The organism is Pseudomonas sp. CGJS7 (assembly GCF_036961695.1).
This window is the reverse complement of record NZ_JBAMDI010000171.1, coordinates 1-19,975: the sequence shown is the minus strand read 5'-3', so window position 1 is coordinate 19,975 and position 19,975 is coordinate 1. Positions and strand designations below refer to the sequence as shown.

Sequence of the window (19,975 nt, the reverse complement as noted above, 5' to 3'; positions counted from 1 at the left end):
CAAGCCGATAACGACGAACTGCGGCACACCGATACGGCGCACCCGCCTCGAGCCGAAGCAGATGCGCAGGTTGCGGTGAGATTCAGGCCCGCGCCACCAACTCCGCCACCCGCCGCTGAAAGTACAGGCGTGCGGTCTGCGCGTTGCTGCGCGCGCGCTCCCAGGCCGAACGCGCGGCGTGTTCGGCTTGATCCCAGCTCAAGGCCGAGCCCAGGCGAATGCGCTGATAGCGTTCTTGCAGATCCAGGCTGGGGTCGTCGAAATCGCGGTCCGGGTGTTCCAGGTGCGCGGAAATGCCGACGTAGAACGCCGGTGCGTAGTCGCTGAAGTGCAGTCCGTCGCGATAGAACTCGGCGTCGCGGTAGTGAATGGCCCAGTAACTCAGTCCAGGCGTGGTCGGAGTGGGGCGGCCTTGCAGGGTGGTCGTCATCGCTCTGGCTCCGCATTGGGAACCCCTGTGCGCGAATGGTGCACGAGCGTTGTGTTAGCTGTACGTAAAGCGGCGTGTGCGATTGCAGCATTGCGAGCGCCGTCGCATCGATCCTGCGATGACGGGCATGGCTGTTTGCACGCTGCCGGCGGTCCCGCATGCGCGGGGCCGCCGGCTTTGCCCAATCGGGCCGGGTGGTGGGCCGGTAGGGCTTACGGGCCCTGCGCCGCGGTGACCGCCGCGTTGGCGTCGATCAGGCCGGGGCCGCAACCGCCGGGGCACTTGGCGGCGGCGATCGGCCGTGCGGTGTTGCTCAGAATCGTCTGCACCTGGGCGGTATTCAACGCCGGCTTCACCGACTTGATCAGGGCGACCACACCGGCGACGTGCGGCGCGGCCATCGAGGTGCCCTGGTAGAAGGCGTAGCCGTTGGCGTCGACGGTGGACAGCACGCCGCGCTCGGCGTGGTTCTGGGTGCACTTGCCGGTGACCGATTCGCCCAGGGCCAGGAACTCGGCCGCCGGCGAGCAGGTTTCGCCGCCCGGCGCGGTGATGTCGATCCCGGCGCCGTAGTTCGAATACCAGGCGCGGTTGCCGTTGATGTCGCTGGCGGCGACGGTGATGGTGTTGGCGCAGCTGGCCGGGGTGAAGCCGGACACGTCGGTGTTGCTGTTGCCGGCGGCCACCACCACGATCGAACCGTTGGCGGTCGCGGCGTTGATCGCGTCGCGATAAGCCAGGGTCTGGCTGCACGGTTGCGCGCCGCCGAGCGAGAGGTTGATCACGTCGGCGGGATTGGCGTTGGCGGGAATGCCGCTGACTGTGCCGCCCGACGCCCACACGATGCCGTCGGCGATGTCGGAGGTATTGCCCACGCCGCTGTTGCCGAGCACGCGCACCGGCACGATCTTGGCGTCGCGCGCGACCCCGGCCACGCCGAGGTTGTTGTTGGTGACCGCGGCGATGGTGCCGGCGACGTGGGTGCCGTGTTTGACGTTGGACGAATCGGTGGCGTTGTTGTCGCGGCCGTTGCCGTCGTTGCCGCCGCCGCAATTGAACGGCAGCCCGGCCAGCAGGCAGGCGAACCCCAGGCCGTTGACCGAGGTCACGAAGTCGTAGCCCGGCAGGATATTGGCGTTGAGATCGGTGTGGCTCAGATAACCGCTGTCGACCACCGCCACCACCGCGCCGGCGCCGCTGGCGTTGTCCCAGGCGCTGGGGCCGTTGATGCCGACCGCGCTGTTGGCGTAGTGCCATTGCTCGTTGTAACGGGTGTCGTTGGGGACCAGCTGAGTGCGAATCAACAGATCGGGCTCGACGTATTCGACATCGGGGTTGGCGGCGATGCGCTTCATCAACGCCAGCGCGTCGACCCGGTCCAGGCCGCGATCGGCGCGGATCACATCGGCGCCCAGCGACATCCGACGCAGATGCGACAAGCCCAGCCGCGGCTGGCCGGCGGGCAGGGCGCTGGCGGCGCGGCTCAGCGCGGCGTTCAGGCTGGCCACGTCGGTGCGCGCGCGGCTGCCGCTGCGGTATTTGACGATGAACTGATCGTATTGGCCGGCGGCCTCTAGGCCGTTGGCGTTGACCACCCCGGCGCCGGCGGGCGCGGCGCATACGGCGGCGAGCGCGGCCGCGGTGGCGATGGCGAGCGGACGATACGCCCGCAGGGTGGAGGGTTTGGAAGCGGAGTGCGTGGCTGAGTTCGACATCGGCGAAGCCCTCTCGATAGTGGCCGCTGAGCGCGGCGGGTTGGGGCGGGCCCTCGTGATCGGCCTGGTGCCGGCGGTGCCGCGCGGCGCCATCGAGGCGGGTGCCGTAGGGAGAGTCCGCTGCCAATTTAGGCGGCGTGGCGGCGCGCTTGTTGCGACGTGAAGACAAAAAGCCCATGTGAATTAGTGATGTCGGGCACCGTTGGACGTCGCAGGCACGTTGCGGTTGCGCTGTTGCGGGCGCGGCCGTCTTGGCGATGCCGCATGGACTGCCTGTAGGAGCGGCGCGAGCCGCGACCGCGGGGTTTCAGGTTGCCTCGTCCATGCGGTGTCGCGGCCGCAGCTTGCGCAGCTCCTACAACGCGCTCGCGGCATGTTCGGCGATTCGGGTGGGCCAGGCAGGACCGGGAACACCGGCCCGGCGGCGGGCATCGTCCGCCACAGGCTTCGACCGAATCACCCAAATTACATATTGAATCTGCATCGACCGAGCGCTGCGCGGAGTATGCTGTGGTCGCCGCAGACCCTCGGGTCGCAGGCATCTTCAGTCCGCGGGGAGGGCGCGTGACCGAACCGAGCGAACGCCCGTTGGACCCGGCCCGCGCCAGCGAACACCTGCGCTTCGTGGGCCGCATTTACCGGATGCGCAGCCTGGGGCTGGGAGTCGGGTTCTTTGCCGTTGCCGGCGTGCTGTACGAGGACGGCGCCGCGTTCTGGGTCTGGGCGATCCTGTTCTTCAACGCTTACCTGTGGCCGACGCTGGCCTACCTGCTGGCCTCGCGCAGCCGCGATCCGGAATACGCCGAATACCGCAATCTGGTGATCGACTCGGCCGCGGGCGGGGTGTGGATCGCGGTCATGCATTTCGATGTGGTGCCCAGCGCATTGCTGGCGGTGATGCTGTCGGCCGACAAGATCGGCGTCGGCGGCTGGCGCTTCTTCGCCCGTACCGCGCTGGCCCAGGTCGTCGCCTGTTTGACCACCTGGGCGATCCTGGGCTTTCCGTTTTCGCCCTACAGCTCGATGCCGGTGATTCTGGCCAGCCTGCCTTTCATGTTCGTCTATCCCTTGGCGATCAGCAGCGCCGCCTACGGCCTGGCGCGCAAGGTGGTGCGGCAGAACAAACAGCTGGCCCACATCAGCCGCACCGATCCGCTGACCGGGCTGCAGAACCGCCTGCATTGGGACGATTCGGCGGCCGCGACCATGACCCACTGCGTGCGCAGCGACAAGAACGCGGTGCTGATGCTGATCGACGTGGACCGGTTCAAGGAAATCAACGATTACCACGGCCACCCGATCGGCGACGCGGTGTTGCGCCGGGTCGCCGACACCTTGCACGCGGTCACCCGCCAGACCGACACCGCCAGCCGCATCGGCGGCGACGAATTCGCGCTGATCCTGATGGACACCGGCCGCGAAGACGCCGCGGCGATCGCCGAGCGCGTGCGCACCTCGGTCCAGGACGCGCGTTTCGACGACGCGCCGGCGCTGCGCTGCACGGTCAGCATCGGCCTGGCCAGCACCGGCGCCAAGACCATCAGCGCGGCGATGTGGATGCGCCACGCCGATGCCGCGCTGTACCGCGCCAAGCAAGGCGGCCGCAATGCGGTGGTGGCCGCCGATGACTGAGCCGGACTCCGCGCGCAGAACCCGATGGACGCCGGCCGGCGGTTGGGCCGGTTTCGACGCCAACCAAGCCTTGTCGGATGCGATCTGGCAGGGCGTGTCCGAGCTCGACTGCGACTGGCATTACCTCAATCCCGGCGGCGGTCTGTCGGTGTGGGAATGGTGCGCCGACGGAACCTGGATCGTCATCGAATACCGCGACGACCGCATCGCGACGGTGGAAACCGATCGCGGCGGCGGAGCCGAGCGCTACTTTGTGCAAGCCGCGGCGGCGTTCGGCCTGATCGCCGATCCGCCGGTCGATATGTCGCCGGACGCCGACCGGGCGAACCCCGGCGACTGAACCGCGCGCGTTCATCGATCGCAACGCGCCGATTTGCCAGTGGCTCCGGCGGCTGCCTAGAATTCCGCCACCGCAGGCCCGTGCCGCTACAGCGCAGGGCCCCGACCTCAAGGCAGGGCATGACACAGCACCGCAACAGCATCGCGCAGGCGCGCATCGGCGTGATCGGCCTGGGCTATGTCGGCCTGCCGCTGGCGCTGGAATTCGGCAAACGCTACGACACGGTCGGTTACGACATCAACGCCGCGCGCGTGGCCCAGCTCAGCGTCGGCGAGGATCACCATCGCGAGAACAGCGCGCAAGAGATCGCCGCTTCCAGCCGCCTGCGCTTCAGTGCCCGCCTGGACGATCTGGCCGACCGCGACGTGTACGTGGTCACCGTGCCCACCCCGGTCGACGAACACAAACGCCCCGACTTCACCCCGCTGATCGACGCCAGCCGCGCCTTGGCCGGCCTGCTCGCGCCGGGCGATACGGTGATCTACGAATCCACCGTGTATCCCGGCGCGACCGAGGAAATCTGCATTCCCGAACTCGAGCGCGGCTCGGGCCTGCGCTGCAACCAGGATTTCTTCGTCGGCTACAGCCCGGAGCGGATCAACCCGGGCGACCGCAAGCGCCGGTTGGTGGACATTCCCAAGGTGACCTCCGGCTCCAACCCCGATACCGCCGAGCGGGTCGACGCCCTGTACCGCAGCATCATTCCGGCCGGCACCCACAAGGCGTCCAGCTTGCGCGTGGCCGAGGCGGCGAAGGTCATCGAGAACACCCAGCGCGACGCCAACATCGCCTTGATCAACGAGTTCGCGTTGATCTTCCAGAAACTCGGCATCGACACCACCGAAGTGCTGGAAGCGGCCGGAACCAAGTGGAATTTCCTGCCGTTCCGGCCCGGTCTGGTCGGTGGGCATTGCATCGGCGTGGACCCGTATTACCTGATCCAGAAGGCGCAGAGCGCCGGCTACTACCCCGACATCCTGCTGGCGTGCCGGCGCATCAACGACGCGATGGGCGGCTTCGTCGCCGCCGACGTGGTCAAGCGGATGATCCAGCGCGGCACTACGGTCGCCGGTTCGCGGATTCTGATTCTGGGGATCGCGTTCAAAGAGAATTGCGCGGACTTGCGCAACACCCGGGTGGTCGATCTGGCCAGCGAGTTCGGCGAATACCGCGCCGTGGTCGACATCCACGACCCCTGGGCCAGCGCCGAGGACGCGCGGCGCGAATACGGCGTGAACATGGTCGAGCGGCCCGAGGCCGGCGTTTACGACGCTATCGTGGTGGCGGTTGCGCACGACGAATTCCGCGCGCTGGGCGCGGCTGGCGCTCGCGCCTATGGCAAGCCGGGGGCGTTGTTGTACGACATCAAGAGTCTGTATCCGCGCGATGAGGTGGATGCGCGGCTTTAGTCTTTAGCGTCATCCCACCAGGACGTCATTCCCGCGAAGGCGGGAATCCAAAGGCTTCAGCGTCATCTTTCCAGGTCGTCATTCCCGCGAACGCGGGCTCCGCTTTACTTCGGCGGAGCCGAATATCCAGCGACTTCAAATGGATTCCCGCCTTCGCGGGAATGACGGCCTGGAGGCTGGCTCCTGGTCCGTGGTCTGGCCCTAGCTCCCCGCCCACCCACGTACAGCCAATCCACACCCACGGCGGTATGCTCGGGCCCAGCTCGTGAACCCATCCGAACGCCATGCGCTACGCCGCTTACCTCGCCAGCCTGCTGTTGACCCTGATTTCCCTGATCCTGGTGTTCGCCCACCACAGCGATTGGCTGTGGGGCGTGGCCGGTTTCGGCGCCGTCGCGATCCTGGGCACCGTCGACCTGCTGCAGACCCGCAGCACCTTGCGCCGCAATTACCCGGTGCTCGCGCATTTCCGCTACGGCCTGGAGTCGATCGGTCCGGAGATGCGCCAGTACTTCATCGAAGCCGATACCGCCGAGGTGCCGTTCTCGCGCCAGCAGCGCGCGCTGGTCTATCAGCGCTCCAAATCGGTCAACGACGTGCGCCCGTTCGGCAGCCAGCAGGACGTCTACAGCCTGGATTACGAATGGATCAACCATTCGCTGGCGCCGACCGCGCACATCGCCCACGACTTCCGCGTGACGATCGGCGAAAACACCGCGCATCCGTATTCGGCCAGCGTGTTCAACATCTCGGCGATGAGCTTCGGCTCGCTGTCGGCCAACGCGATCCGCGCCTTGAACAAGGGCGCCAAGCTCGGCAATTTCTATCACGACACCGGCGAGGGCTCGATCTCGCCGTATCACCGCGAAAACGGCGGCGATCTGGTCTGGGAGATCGGCTCGGGCTATTTCGGTTGCCGCGATGAGCGCGGTTTCTTCAGCGAAGAGCGCTTCGCCGCCAACGCCGCCGACGCCCAGGTCAAGATGATCGAGATCAAGCTCTCGCAAGGCGCCAAGCCCGGCCACGGCGGGGTGTTGCCGGCGGCCAAGGTCAGCGCCGAGATCTCGGCCACGCGCGGCGTGCCGATGGGCCACGACTGCGTTTCGCCGGCTGCGCATACCGCGTTCGATTCGCCGCAGGGGCTGCTGCATTTCGTCGCCCGCCTGCGCGAGCTGTCGGGCGGCAAGCCGACCGGTTTCAAACTCGCCATCGGCCATCCCTGGGAATGGTTCGGCATCGCCAAGGCCATGCAGGAAACCGGGGTGCTGCCGGACTTCATCGTCGTCGACGGCGCCGAGGGCGGCACCGGCGCGGCGCCGGCGGAGTTCATCGATCACGTCGGCGTGCCGATGCACGAGGCGCTGATGCTGGTGCACAACACCCTGGTCGGGCTGGAGCTGCGCGACAAGATCCGCATCGGCGCGGCCGGGCGCATCACCAGCGCCTTCGATATCGCCCGCACCCTGGCGATGGGCGCGGACTGGTGCAACGCCGCGCGCGGTTACATGTTCGCCTTGGGCTGCATCCAGGCGCAGAGCTGCCACACCGACCGTTGCCCCACCGGCGTGGCCACCCAGGATCCCAGCCGTTGGAGCAAGCTCGATGTGCCGGACAAATCCGCGCGCGTGTTCCACTTCCACGACAACACCCTGAAGGCGTTGCGCGATCTGCTGTGCGCGGCCGGGCTCAGCCATCCCTCGCAGATCGGTCCCGAACATATCCTGCGCCGCGTTTCGCCGACCGAAGTGCGCTCGCTTGGCGCGCTGTACAACTTCCTCGCGCCTGGCGATCTGCTAGGGAAGATTCCGGCGCACGCGGTGTTTCAGACGTTTTGGGCGGCCGCGCGCGGCGATTCGTTCAAGGCGCCGGACAAGGTGTTGGCGATGCGCGATAGCAAGTCGTTTTGATTGCGCGGCCAGCGCAGTGCCGACAACACGCTGCGACGAAACTTCCACGCCGTCATTCCGGCGAAAGCCGGAATCCATTTTGATCTCGCTGTTGCTCCTGGTTCCGAAAAGCAACAACAACGGCAACGTCAAAATGGATTCCGGCTTTCGCCGGAATGACGGCGCTTGAGGGTTTGGTCGGAACGACGGCGGTCGAGGCGTTCGTCGGAATGATGATGGTCTGAAGCGTCAGCCGGAATGGCGTTCGCCGAATCGCGCGGTTTCGCGGGCAGCGCTTAAAGCAATTCGAGCACACGCTCCGGCGGCCTGCCGATCACCGCGCGTCCGCGATGGACGAAGATCGGCCTTTCGATCAGGCGCGGGTGCCGGATCATCGCCTCGATCAACGCATCCTCGCTCAGCGAAGCATCGTCCAGGCCGAGCTGTCGGTATTCGTCCTCGCCGCTGCGCAGCAGGCCGCGCGCATCGATGCCCAGCAACGTAAGCAGATCGCGCAGTTCGGCCGCGTCGGGCGGCGATTCCAGATAGGCGATCACCGCCGGCTCGACGCCGCGCTCATGCAGCAGCTCCAGCGCGCCGCGCGATTTGGAGCAGCGCGGGTTGTGGTAGAGGCGGGTGGGGGCGGCGTGGGCGTCGTTCATCGGCGGCTTCCTGGGTGGGGCGATCCGGCCATGGCCGGCGGCGGGCCGGGACATGTCGGCGACGATCGATTCCTGGCTGGTGGCCCCAGGGCCGGCGGCGACCGCGATCATGCCCCACAAACGAAAAAAGCCGGCTTTCGCCGGCCTTTCCGTGAAACTGGTGGGCGGTGCAGGGTTCGAACCTGCGACCCTCGCCGTGTGAAGGCGATGCTCTACCGCTGAGCTAACCGCCCGATGTCGAATCGGGCCGCAGAGTTTAAGGGGCTCGGCGCAAACAGGCAAGCCTTTCGTTCACGCCGCCGCGGATGCCGCGGATCCTCCCCCAAAGCGCCGCCGCCAAGCCCAACGCGAGGCTCCCACCACCAACAAGCGAGCCATCTCGCCCCCTTTGCAAAAGGGGGCTGGCGCCCAGCGCAAACCATCGAAGCGGCGTACTCACTGCGCCGGGGGATTTGCCACCAGCCGCGACGAACGCCCCTTACTCCAACTGCTCCTTGGCGTAATTGGCATCCAACGCCTCCATCGCATCCAACGGCTTGAGCTTGGCCGCCTTCTCGTACGCAGCCGCAGCCGCGTCTTCCTGCTTCTCCCCATGCAACAGGATCAGCACGTTGCCATGCTCGATATGCGCAATCGGCGAATCCGGCGTCAGCTTCAGCGCGTTCTTGATGTGCTTCTCCGCATCGGCGGCCTTGGCCCCATAAGTCAGCCCGCCGATCATGCCGCCGATCTTGTTGATGATCTCGGCGTGATACAGCGCCATCGCCGTATGCGCTTCGGCGTGCTTGGGCTCAAGCTCCAAGGTCGCGTCGAGCGCGCCGCGGACCTTGCCGGCGATGCCGGCCTTGAGCGCCTTGGCGATGCTCAGGCCCTGGCTGTAACGGCCCAGCGCGAAGGCGTGGCGGTAATGGCTGTTGGCCTCATCGGGCAGCGCGGCGACCGCGGTCTCGGCGATCTTGGCCGCTTGCTCGTAACGCTTGAGCTGCTCGGCCTCATCATCGACCAAATACGTCGCGTGAATCCCCAAGGCTTTGACCGCGACCGAAGCGCCGACCGGACCCAGCGCCTGACCCGCGTCGAAGGCGGCCTTGAAATCGCCGCGATGGAACGCGCGCCACGCGTCCTGCAGCGCCGCGGCCAGGGCGTCGGCGTCCAGGCCCTTGGGCGCGGCCTTGCCGGCGGCTTTGATCAACGCGCCGGCGCGTTTGGCGTCGGGGAAGGGTTCGGCATCGCCGGCGTGCAGCTTGGGCCAGGCTTTCTTGAGAGCGTCGCCGGCGTAGGCGTAGCCCTTGGCATCGTGAGGAAAAGCGGCCCAGGCGGATTTGGCGGCCATCAGCGGTCCTTGTCGAACGGATCATCGGGCGGCCAGCATCCCGCCGCGACGGGGGCGCTGGCAAGAGGGGCGAGCGCCTGTGCCGCAGCTGAAGCGGCTAGTGTGATTGCTCGATGGGGCGCGGCCACAGTGCGCTGGTGAAACCGCCCACTCCGGGCGGTCGGCGGAGCAAACGATGGCAGGTGTGAAACGCAACAAGCAGGTCGCGGCGAACGAAACCACGCTGCGCCACCTCTGGCTGGCCGGCCTGGGTCTGGCCGTGATCGCGCGCCGCGAGGCGCTCGCCGGCGCCGGCCGCGCGGCCGGGCGGGTCGAAGCCCTGCAGCAGCGCGTGCGCGATCTGGCCTCGGACGCGCGCAGCAACGTGCGCGGCGGAATCGAGAACGTGCGCGACCAGGTCGAGCCGAAAGTGGTCAAGTTCAGCGCCGACGTCGAGGCGCGTCTGGCGCCGGTGCTGGACAAGCTGGGCCTGAAGAGCGGGCACAAGCCGCATGCGCAGCGCAAGTCGCGCAAGCCGGCGGCGAAGAAGCCGGTCGCGCGCCGCACCGCGCGCAAGCCGGCCGCGCGTCGCGCGCGCAAGGCCTGATCCAGCCGCAGTCGGCGGCGCGGCGGGGATGCATACCGTCGCGTAGCGCCCGATGAAACGAAGAAGGGCGCCGCAATGGCGCCCTTCTTCGTTGTTCGCCGCCGCGGCCCTGGGCCCGGTTCAGTCCAGATAGGCCCTGACCAGCGTGTTCAGGTGCAGCCGTTCGGCGTCGCGCAGGAACGGCGACAGCAGCATCATCACCTGGACGATGCCGTCGCGGATCGCGGCGTGTTCGTCCTTGTCGCCGCGCGCAGCGGCGTAGTTGAGCCAGAACGTCGCGATGACCAGCACGTTGGTCGCGGTCGCCGCCAGTTCATCGCCGGAGGCCCGCATAACCCCCGCCTGCGACAGCCCGCGCATCACCAGATGCGCCTGTTCATCGGCGCGCTTGAGGATCCGGGCGAAGCGCATGCGCAGGCGGCGGTTGCGGCTGAGGATCTCGACCAGGTCCCGATACAGGAAGCGGTAGTCCCAGATGCATTCGAACACCAGGTGCAGCTGCAGCCAGATGTCCTCCAGCCCCGGCAGACGGCCCTGCGGCGCGGCGAGCGCGGTGTCCATGCGCTCCTCGAAGCGCGCGAACAACTGCTCGATGATGTCGTCCTTGTTGCGGAAGTGGTAGTACAGGTTGCCCGGGCTGATTTCCAGCTCGTCGGCGATATGGTTGGTGGTGACGTTCGGCTCGCCCTGCGCGTTGAACATGGTCAACGCGGCATCGAGGATGCGCTGGCGGGTCTGTTTCGCCATGGGGCGGCCGTGGGCTGGAGGAGAAGGGCGCGGCGTCAGCCGCGCAGTTTCTTGACCAGGTCGACGTATTTCTTCTTGGCCTCGTCCTGGCCGGTGCCCTTGAGCTTCTCCCAGGCCTCGTACTTGGCGGTGCCGACGAAATCGAAGAAGCCCGGCTTGGGCCCGCTGACGTCGCCGTCGGCGCCCTGCTTGTACAGCGCGTACAGGCGCAACAGCGTGTCGTTGTCCGGGCGCTCGGGCAGGGCCTGGATGTCTTTGGCGGCTTGTTCGAAGGCGGTTTGGATGTCGGACACGGGCGGCCTCTCCTGGGCACCAGGTGGAGGCGGCATAACAGCACGCGCCAGAGGACGGGGTCAATACGGAAAAGAATTGTTACCGCGGCCGGGCTCTGGCACCGTAGCGTCATGCCGCCGCAACGGCGGCCGATCGGGGCCATCCAGGAGAGGGGTATGAGCTATTTCGTCACCGGCGCGACGGGTTTCATCGGTCGCTTTCTGGTCAGCAACTTGCTCAAACGCAAGGGCACGATCCATGTGCTGGTGCGCAAGGATTCGCAAAAGAAGTTCGACGCCACCGCCAAGAAGATGGGCTGGGATCTCAAACGTGTGATCCCGGTCGCGGGCGACATGACCCAACCCAAGTGCGGGCTCACCGCCGCGCAACTGCGGGCGTTGAACGGCAAGATCAAGCACTTCTTCCATCTGGCGGCGATCTACGATCTCACCGCCAGCGCCGCCGCCCAGCGCGAGGCCAACATCGACGGCACCCAGCACGCGCTGGATCTGGCCGCCGCGCTCAACGCCGGCTGCTTCCACCACACCAGTTCGATCGCCGCGGCCGGCCTGTATTCGGGCGTGTTCCGCGAGGACATGTTCGCCGAGGCCGAGGGCCTGGACGACCCGTACCTGCGCACCAAGCACGAATCCGAAGGGCTGGTCCGCAACGAGAAGCGGATCAAGTGGCGGATCTACCGACCGGGCATGGTGGTCGGCCATTCGCAGACCGGCGAGATGGACAAGATCGACGGCCCGTACTACTTCTTCACCTTCCTCAAGAAGCTGCGCGAAATGCTGCCGCCGTGGATGCCGATGCTGGGCCTGGAAGGCGGCCGCATCAACATCATCCCGGTCGATTACGTGGTCGATGCGATGGACCACATCGCGCACAAGCCCAAGCTCGACGGCCACTGCTTCCACCTGACCGATCCGGAACCGCAACGCGTCGGCGAAGTGCTCAACACCTTCGCCCGCGCCGGCCACACGCCGGAGATGACCATGCGCATCGACGCGCGCATGTTCGCCTTCGTGCCCTCCGGCATTCGCGGCGCGGTGTCCAACTTGCCGCCGGTCAAGCGTTTCATCGGCATGTTGTTGCGCGATTTCAAGATTCCCAAGGAAGTGATGAAGTTCATCACCTATCCGACCCGTTTCGACAACCGCGAGACCGAACGCGCGCTGCGCGGCAGCGGGATCAAGGTGCCGAACCTGGACAGCTACGCCTGGCGTCTGTGGGATTACTGGGAACGGCACCTCGACCCGGATCTGTTCGTCGACCGCACCCTCAAGGGCAAGGTCCGCAACAAGGTGGTGGTGATCACCGGCGGCTCGTCGGGCATCGGCCTTGCGACCGCGGAGAAGGTCGCCGCGGCCGGCGCGGTCACGGTGATCGTGGCGCGCGGCGAGGAGGAGTTGTTCAAGGCGCGCGATGCGATGAAGGCGCAGGGCGGCAAGGTCTTCGCCTACACCGCGGACCTGGCCGACATGGCCGACTGCGACCGCCTGGTCAAGACCATCCTGGCCGAACACGGCCATGTCGACATCCTGGTCAACAACGCCGGCCGTTCGATCCGTCGTTCGATCGAGCTCAGCTACGATCGCTTCCACGATTTCGAACGCACCATGCAGCTCAACTACTTCGGCAGCCTGCGCCTGATCATGGGCTTCATGCCGAAGATGACCGAGCGCCGCAAGGGCCACATCATCAACATCTCCTCGATCGGCGTGCTGGCCAATTCGCCGCGTTTCTCGGCGTACGTGGCCTCCAAGGCGGCGCTGGACGCGTTCAGCCGCTGCGCCCAGGGCGAGCTGTCGGGCAAGGGCATCAGCTTCACCACCATCAACATGCCGTTGGTGAAGACGCCGATGATCGCGCCGACCAAGATGTACGACAGCATCCCGACCCTGAGCCCGGACGAAGCCGCCGACCTGGTGGTCAAGGGCATCATCGAACGGCCGAGCCGGATCGCCACTCGCCTGGGCATCTTCGCCTCGGTGATCAATGCGCTGGCGCCGAAGGCCTACGAAGTGGTGATGAGCACTGCGTTCGAACTGTTCCCGGATTCGGCTGCGGCCAAGGGCGACCGCAAGGGGCTCAAGGATGAGCACGCGAGCAATGAGCAGATCGCGTTCGCGGCGTTGATGCGCGGCGTGCATTGGTAAACGGCATGCGGCAAGAACGACGAAGCCCGGCGATGCCGGGCTTCGTTTTTTGGTGAGGCGGATAGCGCTTCGGGTGTGCGCTGCGATCGCGGCGCGCCGGCCGCGTCGAAAGCCCCGACACCGTCATTCCGGGTCGAAAGCCCCAACACCGTCATTCCGGCGAAAGCCGGAATCCATTTTGATCTTGCTGTTGCTCGGTAACCGCAGGCAGCAGCAACAGCGAAGTCAAAATGGATTCCGGCTTTCGCCGGAATGACGGTGGGAAAGTTTCGTTGCAATCGTTGTTACGAGCGCGAGCCGGAGGGCGGTAGAAGCGCGAGCCGCGCCCGCGGCATCGCCTGCGCCAAAGCAATTTGCGCCGCAACCCGCGCTCAATAAGCCCGGCACTGGAAGAACCGCACCCGCGCGCTGCTGCCCGGTGGCGGCTGCAACTGCACGCGCGAGGAGCGCAGTTCCGGATAGCGATCCAGCACTTGGCAGATGCGGTCGACGTCGTTCTTGCTGGCGTCGGTCAGGCGGTAGATCAGCAGGTTCGACGGCGTCGACCACAGCGCACGCTCGACCCCTTCCAGGGTCGCGATCGCGCGGATCACCTGAGCGCGGTCGGCGGCGGGATTGCCCGAGCTCGATGCGGCCGGGGCGTCGGTAGCGGCGGCTGGCGGCGCGGTTTGCGGTGCGGTCGGCTGCGGCGCGGCGGGCGGCGTCGCAGGTTCGGTAGCGCCGGGAGCCGGCGCAGCGGCGGGCGCCGGGTCGGCCGGAGGTGTCGGTTCTGTGGCGGTAGCGGTATCGGTGGAAGCTGTTTCCGCGACGGCCGGGGCCGGGGCCGGGGTTGGATCGACGGGAGCGTCCGAACCCAAGTGCGGCACGACGAAGCCGACCAACAACGCCAACACGATCGCCACCGCCCAGGCCGCGACGATGGTCTGGACGCTGCGCTTCTGCGCCGCGGCGATGACTTCGTGACGGGTCGAGGCCGGCAGCAGCGGTTCGACCAGTTCCCACAGGGTTTCGCCGCTGTACAAATCCAGGCCGTCGGCGACGCGCTCGGAATGGGTGTCGAAACGGCCGGTGGTGACCAGCAGGCCGCCGGCGGCGCCGTTGAAGCGGACCGCGTCGGCCAGTTCGGCCACGGTCGCGGCCGAGACCTTGTAATCGGCGTCGCCGAGCTTGCACGACAGCAGCCAGGGCTTGCCCGCGCGGACCAGACGCAACTCGGCCTGAGTGCCGCGGGCCAGCGATTCCTCCACCGATTCGGCCTCGAAGCCGCGTTCGCGCAAAGCCTCGACGATCAGGCGCGCGAATTCGCGCCAGCGCATCTTGGCCAGACCGGCGATGCCGGTGGAGACCTCAGTGCGATGACGGCGGTAAGACCACAGGTAGGCGGTGGACGCCAGGCCGATCGTCAGGGCGACGGCGGCGGCAGCCCACAGGGAGAAACTCGACATGCAGCGCTAGGCCCATAAAAGACGCTGAGGATATACGGCTTCAGACACATGAAAGCCATCAAAAATGAGACGGATTTCTCGAAAGCGCCGTGTCTGGCATTCGCCGTTGTCTACTGAACGTCACAAGGGCGAGCTTGTGAAAGCCGCCAATGCGCAGACTCGGCAAAGTCGCCGATGTCGCGGCCGTGGCTGGGTTCATGAGCGCGAGGCGCTTGGGGAGGCCGACGCCGATCGGGCGAGGCGCGGGCGCTTTCAGCTGCATGCGCCGCCGCGGTGGCGCGGCTATTAAGAAAGCCCGCCAGTCCGAAACCGTAAGGGGAGGGGAGCATACGGAAGCGCGGACTGGCGGGCTTAAACGGCGCAGCGCGATCGGCTCGCGCTGCGGGTAACGCAGATTGTGTAGCTCGAGTGCTACCGGATCTTGTATCGGACCGCGGTCGCTTACGGTGCGACCGGCGGCTTGGGACGGGCGATCGACTTGCGCGGTGCCTTCTTGGCGGCCTTGGCCGGCTTGGCCGCGGCCTTGGCGGCCTTCGGCTTGCGCGCGGCGGCAGCGGGCTTGACGGCTTTGGCGGCCTTGCGCGGAGCCGGGGCTCCGCCTTGGCGACGCAGTTCGGCGGTCAGCGCGTCGACGCGGTCGCTCAGGCCGGTCAGATCGTCGCGGCCCGGCACGCCGAGCTTGACCAGCGCGCGCTGGACGCGTTCTTCGAACACTTTTTCCAGGCGGTCCCAGGTGTCGGTGGCGCGCTCGCGGGCCTGACCGACCTTGGACTCGACCACGTCGCGCAACGCACCGGCTTGGCCGCCGGTGAACTTGCGCGCGGTCTGCTCCAGGTTCAGGCCTTCCTTGACCAGACCTTCGAATAGCTTGGTGCCCTCGGCCTGAGCGCGACCGAACGCGCCGACGCCGGCCAGCCAGATCTGCTGCGCGGATTCGCTCAGCGTCTTGGACAGGCGCTCGGCCTGCTCCTGCGCGCTGCCCTTGCCGGCGGACTGAGTTTTGCCGGTGGTCTTCTTCGCGGTCTTCTTGAACTTGGCGGCCATGGACGTCCTGTAATTAAGGTTAGTGCTGTGCAGCAAAGATGGGCTTGCTGTCTAGAGTAATCACACCAACACTTGGAGTACGTCCCCACATCCAGGCGCGCAAATAGTTTGTCCGGCGTTGAGCCCACCAGATCGCGCCTTAAGACCCCAAATTCCGAGACCCTGCGCAACCAAACTCCTCGCCTCAGCCTACCCGCCGCTGAGTGCGCAAATAGTTTGTCCGGCGTTGAACCCCAAGATCGCGCCTTAAGACCCCAAATCCCGAGACCCAGCGCAACCAAACTCCTCGCCTCAACCCACCCGCCGTTGAGTGCGCAAATAGTTTGTCCGGCGTTGAACCCGCCAGATCGCGCCTCAAGACCCCCAATTCCAAGACTTAACGCAGCCAGACTCCCGCTTCAGCCTGCCTGTCGTTGCCTGCGAGGCGCCCGCTTGCTGCGTGGCGCCGCCGCCATCAAATGATCCACATCATCCAACGCCCGCCGCAGCCGCGCGGTCGTCTCGGTATCGCGCTGCGGCTTCGACAACCCATCGAGGATCGAACGCTCGCCATCGGCCAGCACCTCCTCGCGCAAGCGCAGACCATGCGCTGCCAGCACCGGCGCCAACGCCTCGGCGCGCTTGCGCAGATCGGCCAGGGTGTTGCGGTAGGCGATCTCGCAGATGCGCTGGCGCGCCGAGAAACTGAAGGCGTTGGTGAAGAACAGCTCGCGGTCTTCGGCGTTGGGTTCGAACACCAGTTGATCGATGTCCGGGTATTGCTGGGCATAGCGCGCCAGCCCGACCTGCATGCGCGATTGCAGCAGGGTGCGGAAGGTCTGCGACAGCACCGCCGGCAGCCCGCCCGCGGCCAGGCTGTTGTCCTCGGCCACCGGCGCGCCGCCGTGGTTCTGGTTGAACGGCACCAGCGGATTGATCCCGATCAGCAGGTCCACGCCGCGTTCGAGCACGACCGAGGCGTGCATGGTCCGGCGCAGCGCGCCGTCGACGAAATGGCGGCCGCGGATCTGCACCGGCGGATACAGGCCCGGCAACGCCGCGCTGGCCTGGACCGCCTGCGAGATCGGCACGTCGTTCCAGTCCTCGCCGCCGAAACGCACCGCATCGCCGCTGTCGATGTCCACCGCGACCACGTACAGCTTGGCGCCGAGTTCGCGGAAGTCGTTGCTGCGGCCGCGGCGGGTGAACACCTCGCGCAGGAAGCGCTCGACCTGGGCGTTGTCGAACAGACCATTGGGAATCAGCCCGCCGAAACGGGTGATCAGATCCGACCAGCGCGCTTCCAGCGGCGAGAACAGCAACTCGCGCCACCATTCGGCGGCCAGGCGCGGAAAGCTGGTGGCGCGCTTGAGGTATTCCAGAAACGCCGGACGCATGAAGGTCTCGGGCCGGAATTCGACATCGGCGCTGTCGCCGGTGATGAAGATCCGGCACATCTCCGCGGTGTCCATGCGATTGGCCAGGCCGGCGGCGAGAAAGGCGCCGCTGCTGACGCCGACGTAGCAATCCAGGCGGGTCAGATCGAGGCCTTCGATCGCCTCATCCAGCGCGCGCAGCGCGCCCAGTTCGTACATGCCGCCGATGGGGCCGCCGCCGGCGATGGCTAATCCGATCTTGGGGGCGGTGCCGGTGCCTGCCGAGGCGCTGGCCGAGCGTTTGCGATTCGTGCGTTGTTGCGCGGCCCGATGTTGAGCTACATGGAGTGACAGCATGTGATCGGCGGCACGGCCTTGACGGAATTCGGTCGAGTGTAGCCCAGCCGGGTCGAGCGTCCAGTCGACCTGTACCAAGGTCGCAGGCGCGCGCGGGGGCGGCACGACAGCTAGGCGAAAGCTGCCGGGTCCGGCGGCCGCGCAGACGGGTCGGGTGGGGCGCCAGGGCCGCCGCAACCGAGCGCCGATGGCTTGCGGGCGCGGGCGCGCGCCGCGATGATCGTGCCGATGTCCAGGACGACCGACCTCAGCCGCCGACTGGCCTGCATGCTGGCCCGTCATCAGGCCCTGCACGATCCGCGCCGCGAACCGCGCAACCGCTTGCGCTGGCTGCCGGAACTGCGCCTGTGGCAGGCGCGGCGGCTGGAAGCCAGTTTCGACCGCTTCCTGCGTGATCCGCGCCGCCGCCCGGCGGCGCAGTTCTTCCTCAGCGACGTCTACAACGATCGCGACTTCAGCCGCCGCGACGCCGACATCGCCAAAGTGCTGCCGATGATGCAGAAACTGCTGCCCGGGGCGCTGTTGAGCACGGTCGCCGATGCGATCGAACTGGGCCTGCTGACCCAGGCCTTCGACCTGCGGCTCAGCGAGCGCCTGCATGAAATCGCCCCGCGCCGGCGCAAACTCGACGGCGTGCTGTACGCGCAGGCCTACCGCGCCTGCGGCCTGCCGCGTTTGCGCGAACACCAGATCGAGCTGATTTCCCGGGTCGGCCTGGGCCTGGGCAAGGCGGTGCGGATGCCCGGCGTGCTGACCCTGCTCAAGCTCTCGCGCGGCCCGGCCAAGGCGGCGGGGCTGTCGGAATTGCAGGGGTTTCTGGAGCGTGGGTTCGCCGCGTTCGCGCAGTTGGGCGATGTCCGCGAGTTCATCGCCGAGATCGAGCAGGACGAACGCGAAGTCGCCGAGCGTTTGTTCGACGGCGAGACCGACCCGTTCCCCGAACTCGACCGCGGCTGAGCGGCTCAGTACAGCCCGCGCACGAACTCGCGCAGCTCCGCGCGCCATTGCGGGCTGCGTATCTTGCTGAAATACAGGCGCGTGCCCTTGCCGCGGGCATCGACGTGGGAGAGATCGGCCAGCCGCTGGGTGACTCGCCCGAGCGGATCGAACAACTGGAATTCCAGGCGTTCGCTGGCGCCGGTGCCGGGGTGGGCGAGGGCCCACACGATCCGTTCGCGTTCCACATGCAGCAGCTCATCGGGCGCGAATTCGCCTTCGATCCGCCAGCCCTGGTGCTCCAGGGCCTGTTGCAGCTGGGTCATCCTGGCTCGGGTCATGCTTGCCTGCTTGCGTTCGGCGCGCCGCGGCGCCGCCTTACTTGAAGCGTTCTTCCAGCACCCGGCGGATTTCCGACTCGATCGGCCCCTTCAGCGCGCCCAGCAGAAAACCCAATTGCGCGGTGACGTGCAGTTGATTGGGCTTGAGCGAAATCTTGCCGTCCACGCCGCTGCGGGCGAAGTTCAAGGTGTCGCCGACCCAGCCGTATTCGACGTCGAAACGCTCGGCGAGCTTCTGCGCGACTTCCTCGACGGCCTTGCGGGCCTTGGCCGGGGCGAGCGAATGCGGGTGCTGGATATCGATGCTGGACATGGTCTGGGTTCTCCCTGGAGCCGGCTATTGTGCGGCCAGGGCGGGGCGCATCCAAGCAGGAAATTCAGAAAAGTGAGGGCCGAGTAAAGGCGCCGCGCACGCCTAGCCGCTTCGTTCCGGGCGGCCTTGCGCTTCGCCGAAGATGTGCCCCTATCCACAACCTGCTAGATTCCTGCCGAGTGAGCGCCCTCAAACTTCGATACCCCAACCGCGAACATGGCGACCTGGCGCTGAAGCCGGGCGTGCACGCCATTGGCCGCGACGCCGCCGGCCGCACCGTCCTGGTCGAAGACCCGGCCGCCGCGGTCGCGCAATTCACCGTCGACCGCCGCGGCGTCTGGCTGCAGGTGCGCGAAGGCCTGCGCGGGCTGCACGTCAACGGCCGGCCGGTCAAGCGCATGGCGATGCTGCGCGCGGGCGACGCGATTTTTCTCGACGGCATCGAGCTGTTGCTGGTGGCCGACAAGCCCGAATCGGCGCCGCCGTTCGGGGTGGAGATTCCGGCCGATTCGCGCATGGTCGTGCGCGGCGTCGGCGGCATCCACCACGGGCGTTGCTACACCCTGGAACAACCGCGGGTGATCGGCCGCGCCGGCGATTGCGACATCCGCATCAACGAGCCGGCCTTCGCCGACCGCCACGCGCGGCTGGAGGCGCACGCCGACGGCGTGGTGCTGCGCGACGTCGGTTCGGTCGACGGCAGCGTGGTCAACGGCCAGCCGGTGCGGCATGCCTTGCTCAAGCCCGGCGACCAATTGCTGCTGGACGGCCAGCACCGCTTCGTGATCGAAGCGCCGACCCGTCAGTTCAGCGCGGCCGACGCGCTGCAGGCGCAACTGGCCCAGGAAGCGGCGGCCAACGAAGCCAAGCCGCAACCGCCCTCGGCGCTGCCGTCTTCGGTGCGGCGCATGCCGTGGCTGTTGTTGGCCGCGGTAGTGATGGCGGCACTGTTGGGCTTGTTGCTGCTGTACGGCGCACGCTGAGCCGCCGGAAACTTTCGGTTTCG

At 67.0% G+C, this 19,975-nt stretch carries 19 protein-coding genes and 1 tRNA gene; 8 read left to right on the top strand and 12 right to left on the bottom strand.

Annotation, left to right across the window (positions count from 1 at the left end; genetic code table 11):
• Positions 1–82 precede the first annotated feature (82 nt).
• Together V7787_RS47840 and V7787_RS47835 are read right to left on the bottom strand one after the other, a co-directional pair.
• On the bottom strand, positions 83–430 hold the full coding sequence (locus V7787_RS47840; protein WP_336094715.1) for a hypothetical protein: 348 nt from the start codon (positions 428–430) through the stop codon (positions 83–85).
• Between the two features lie 212 nt (positions 431–642).
• The gene (locus tag V7787_RS47835) at positions 643–2,145 is read right to left on the bottom strand and encodes a S8 family serine peptidase (RefSeq protein WP_336094714.1); all 1,503 of its coding nucleotides are present in this window, start codon (positions 2,143–2,145) and stop codon (positions 643–645) included.
• Positions 2,146–2,709: 564 nt separating this feature from the next.
• Between V7787_RS47835 and V7787_RS47830 the strand changes: the two genes are divergently transcribed.
• The 4 genes from V7787_RS47830 (at position 2,710) to V7787_RS47815 (ending at position 7,433) form a co-directional block, all read left to right on the top strand.
• Complete coding sequence (locus tag V7787_RS47830) at positions 2,710–3,777, top strand: diguanylate cyclase (protein WP_336094713.1); 1,068 nt, start codon at positions 2,710–2,712, stop codon at positions 3,775–3,777.
• Positions 3,770–4,117 (top strand): hypothetical protein, encoded by a 348-nt coding sequence (locus V7787_RS47825; RefSeq protein WP_336094712.1) that lies wholly within the window; start codon positions 3,770–3,772, stop codon positions 4,115–4,117. Before V7787_RS47830 ends, V7787_RS47825 begins: the two co-directional genes overlap by 8 nt.
• Positions 4,118–4,236: 119 nt before the next feature.
• A complete protein-coding gene (locus V7787_RS47820) occupies positions 4,237–5,526 on the top strand; it encodes a nucleotide sugar dehydrogenase (RefSeq protein WP_336094711.1) in 1,290 nt (429 codons plus the stop codon).
• A gap of 284 nt (positions 5,527–5,810) precedes the next feature.
• Complete coding sequence (locus tag V7787_RS47815) at positions 5,811–7,433, top strand: FMN-binding glutamate synthase family protein (RefSeq protein ID WP_336094710.1); 1,623 nt, start codon at positions 5,811–5,813, stop codon at positions 7,431–7,433.
• Positions 7,434–7,708: 275 nt separating this feature from the next.
• Here V7787_RS47815 and arsC read toward each other — a convergent pair whose 3' ends face one another.
• From arsC to V7787_RS47800, 3 genes are all read right to left on the bottom strand, one after another.
• Positions 7,709–8,074, bottom strand: coding sequence for an arsenate reductase (glutaredoxin) (gene arsC, locus V7787_RS47810; RefSeq protein WP_336094709.1), 366 nt, complete (start codon positions 8,072–8,074; stop codon positions 7,709–7,711).
• A 158-nt stretch (positions 8,075–8,232) separates the two neighbouring features.
• Positions 8,233–8,307 (bottom strand) — tRNA-Val (locus tag V7787_RS47805).
• Positions 8,308–8,552: 245 nt separating this feature from the next.
• Complete coding sequence (locus V7787_RS47800) at positions 8,553–9,407, bottom strand: hypothetical protein (RefSeq protein ID WP_336094708.1); 855 nt, start codon at positions 9,405–9,407, stop codon at positions 8,553–8,555.
• A 175-nt stretch (positions 9,408–9,582) separates the two neighbouring features.
• Here V7787_RS47800 and V7787_RS47795 point away from each other — a divergent pair, with 175 nt between their 5' ends.
• Positions 9,583–9,993 carry a hypothetical protein gene (locus V7787_RS47795; protein WP_336094707.1) on the top strand — a complete coding sequence of 137 codons (411 nt, stop codon included), beginning with the start codon at positions 9,583–9,585 and terminating at the stop codon, positions 9,991–9,993.
• Positions 9,994–10,113: 120 nt separating this feature from the next.
• Here the strand turns inward: V7787_RS47795 and V7787_RS47790 are convergent, their stop codons facing one another.
• Both V7787_RS47790 and V7787_RS47785 read right to left on the bottom strand, forming a co-directional pair.
• The gene (locus V7787_RS47790; RefSeq protein WP_336094706.1) at positions 10,114–10,740 is read right to left on the bottom strand and encodes a TetR/AcrR family transcriptional regulator; all 627 of its coding nucleotides are present in this window, start codon (positions 10,738–10,740) and stop codon (positions 10,114–10,116) included.
• Between the two features lie 35 nt (positions 10,741–10,775).
• Positions 10,776–11,033, bottom strand: coding sequence for an acyl-CoA-binding protein (locus tag V7787_RS47785; protein ID WP_336094705.1), 258 nt, complete (start codon positions 11,031–11,033; stop codon positions 10,776–10,778).
• A 156-nt stretch (positions 11,034–11,189) separates the two neighbouring features.
• Between V7787_RS47785 and V7787_RS47780 the strand changes: the two genes are divergently transcribed.
• The gene (locus tag V7787_RS47780; protein ID WP_336094704.1) at positions 11,190–13,178 is read left to right on the top strand and encodes an SDR family oxidoreductase; all 1,989 of its coding nucleotides are present in this window, start codon (positions 11,190–11,192) and stop codon (positions 13,176–13,178) included.
• 371 nt (positions 13,179–13,549) lie between these two features.
• Here V7787_RS47780 and V7787_RS47775 read toward each other — a convergent pair whose 3' ends face one another.
• From V7787_RS47775 to V7787_RS47765, 3 genes are all read right to left on the bottom strand, one after another.
• A complete protein-coding gene (locus tag V7787_RS47775; protein WP_336094703.1) occupies positions 13,550–14,623 on the bottom strand; it encodes a restriction endonuclease in 1,074 nt (357 codons plus the stop codon).
• A 441-nt stretch (positions 14,624–15,064) separates the two neighbouring features.
• A complete protein-coding gene (locus V7787_RS47770) occupies positions 15,065–15,667 on the bottom strand; it encodes a phasin family protein (protein ID WP_336094702.1) in 603 nt (200 codons plus the stop codon).
• Positions 15,668–16,065: 398 nt separating this feature from the next.
• Positions 16,066–17,379 (bottom strand): patatin-like phospholipase family protein, encoded by a 1,314-nt coding sequence (locus V7787_RS47765; RefSeq protein ID WP_336094701.1) that lies wholly within the window; start codon positions 17,377–17,379, stop codon positions 16,066–16,068.
• Between the two features lie 228 nt (positions 17,380–17,607).
• Between V7787_RS47765 and V7787_RS47760 the strand changes: the two genes are divergently transcribed.
• Complete coding sequence (locus V7787_RS47760; protein ID WP_336094700.1) at positions 17,608–18,336, top strand: FFLEELY motif protein; 729 nt, start codon at positions 17,608–17,610, stop codon at positions 18,334–18,336.
• A gap of 5 nt (positions 18,337–18,341) precedes the next feature.
• On the opposite strand, the gene V7787_RS47755 is transcribed toward V7787_RS47760, so the two are convergent.
• Positions 18,342–18,656, bottom strand: coding sequence for a hypothetical protein (locus V7787_RS47755; protein ID WP_336094699.1), 315 nt, complete (start codon positions 18,654–18,656; stop codon positions 18,342–18,344).
• Between the two features lie 37 nt (positions 18,657–18,693).
• Positions 18,694–18,969, bottom strand: coding sequence for a polyhydroxyalkanoic acid system family protein (locus tag V7787_RS47750; protein WP_336094698.1), 276 nt, complete (start codon positions 18,967–18,969; stop codon positions 18,694–18,696).
• Positions 18,970–19,148: 179 nt separating this feature from the next.
• Here V7787_RS47750 and V7787_RS47745 point away from each other — a divergent pair, with 179 nt between their 5' ends.
• Positions 19,149–19,952: an FHA domain-containing protein gene (locus tag V7787_RS47745; RefSeq protein ID WP_336094697.1), complete on the top strand. Its 804-nt coding sequence runs from the start codon at positions 19,149–19,151 to the stop codon at positions 19,950–19,952.
• Positions 19,953–19,975: the final 23 nt, after the last annotated feature.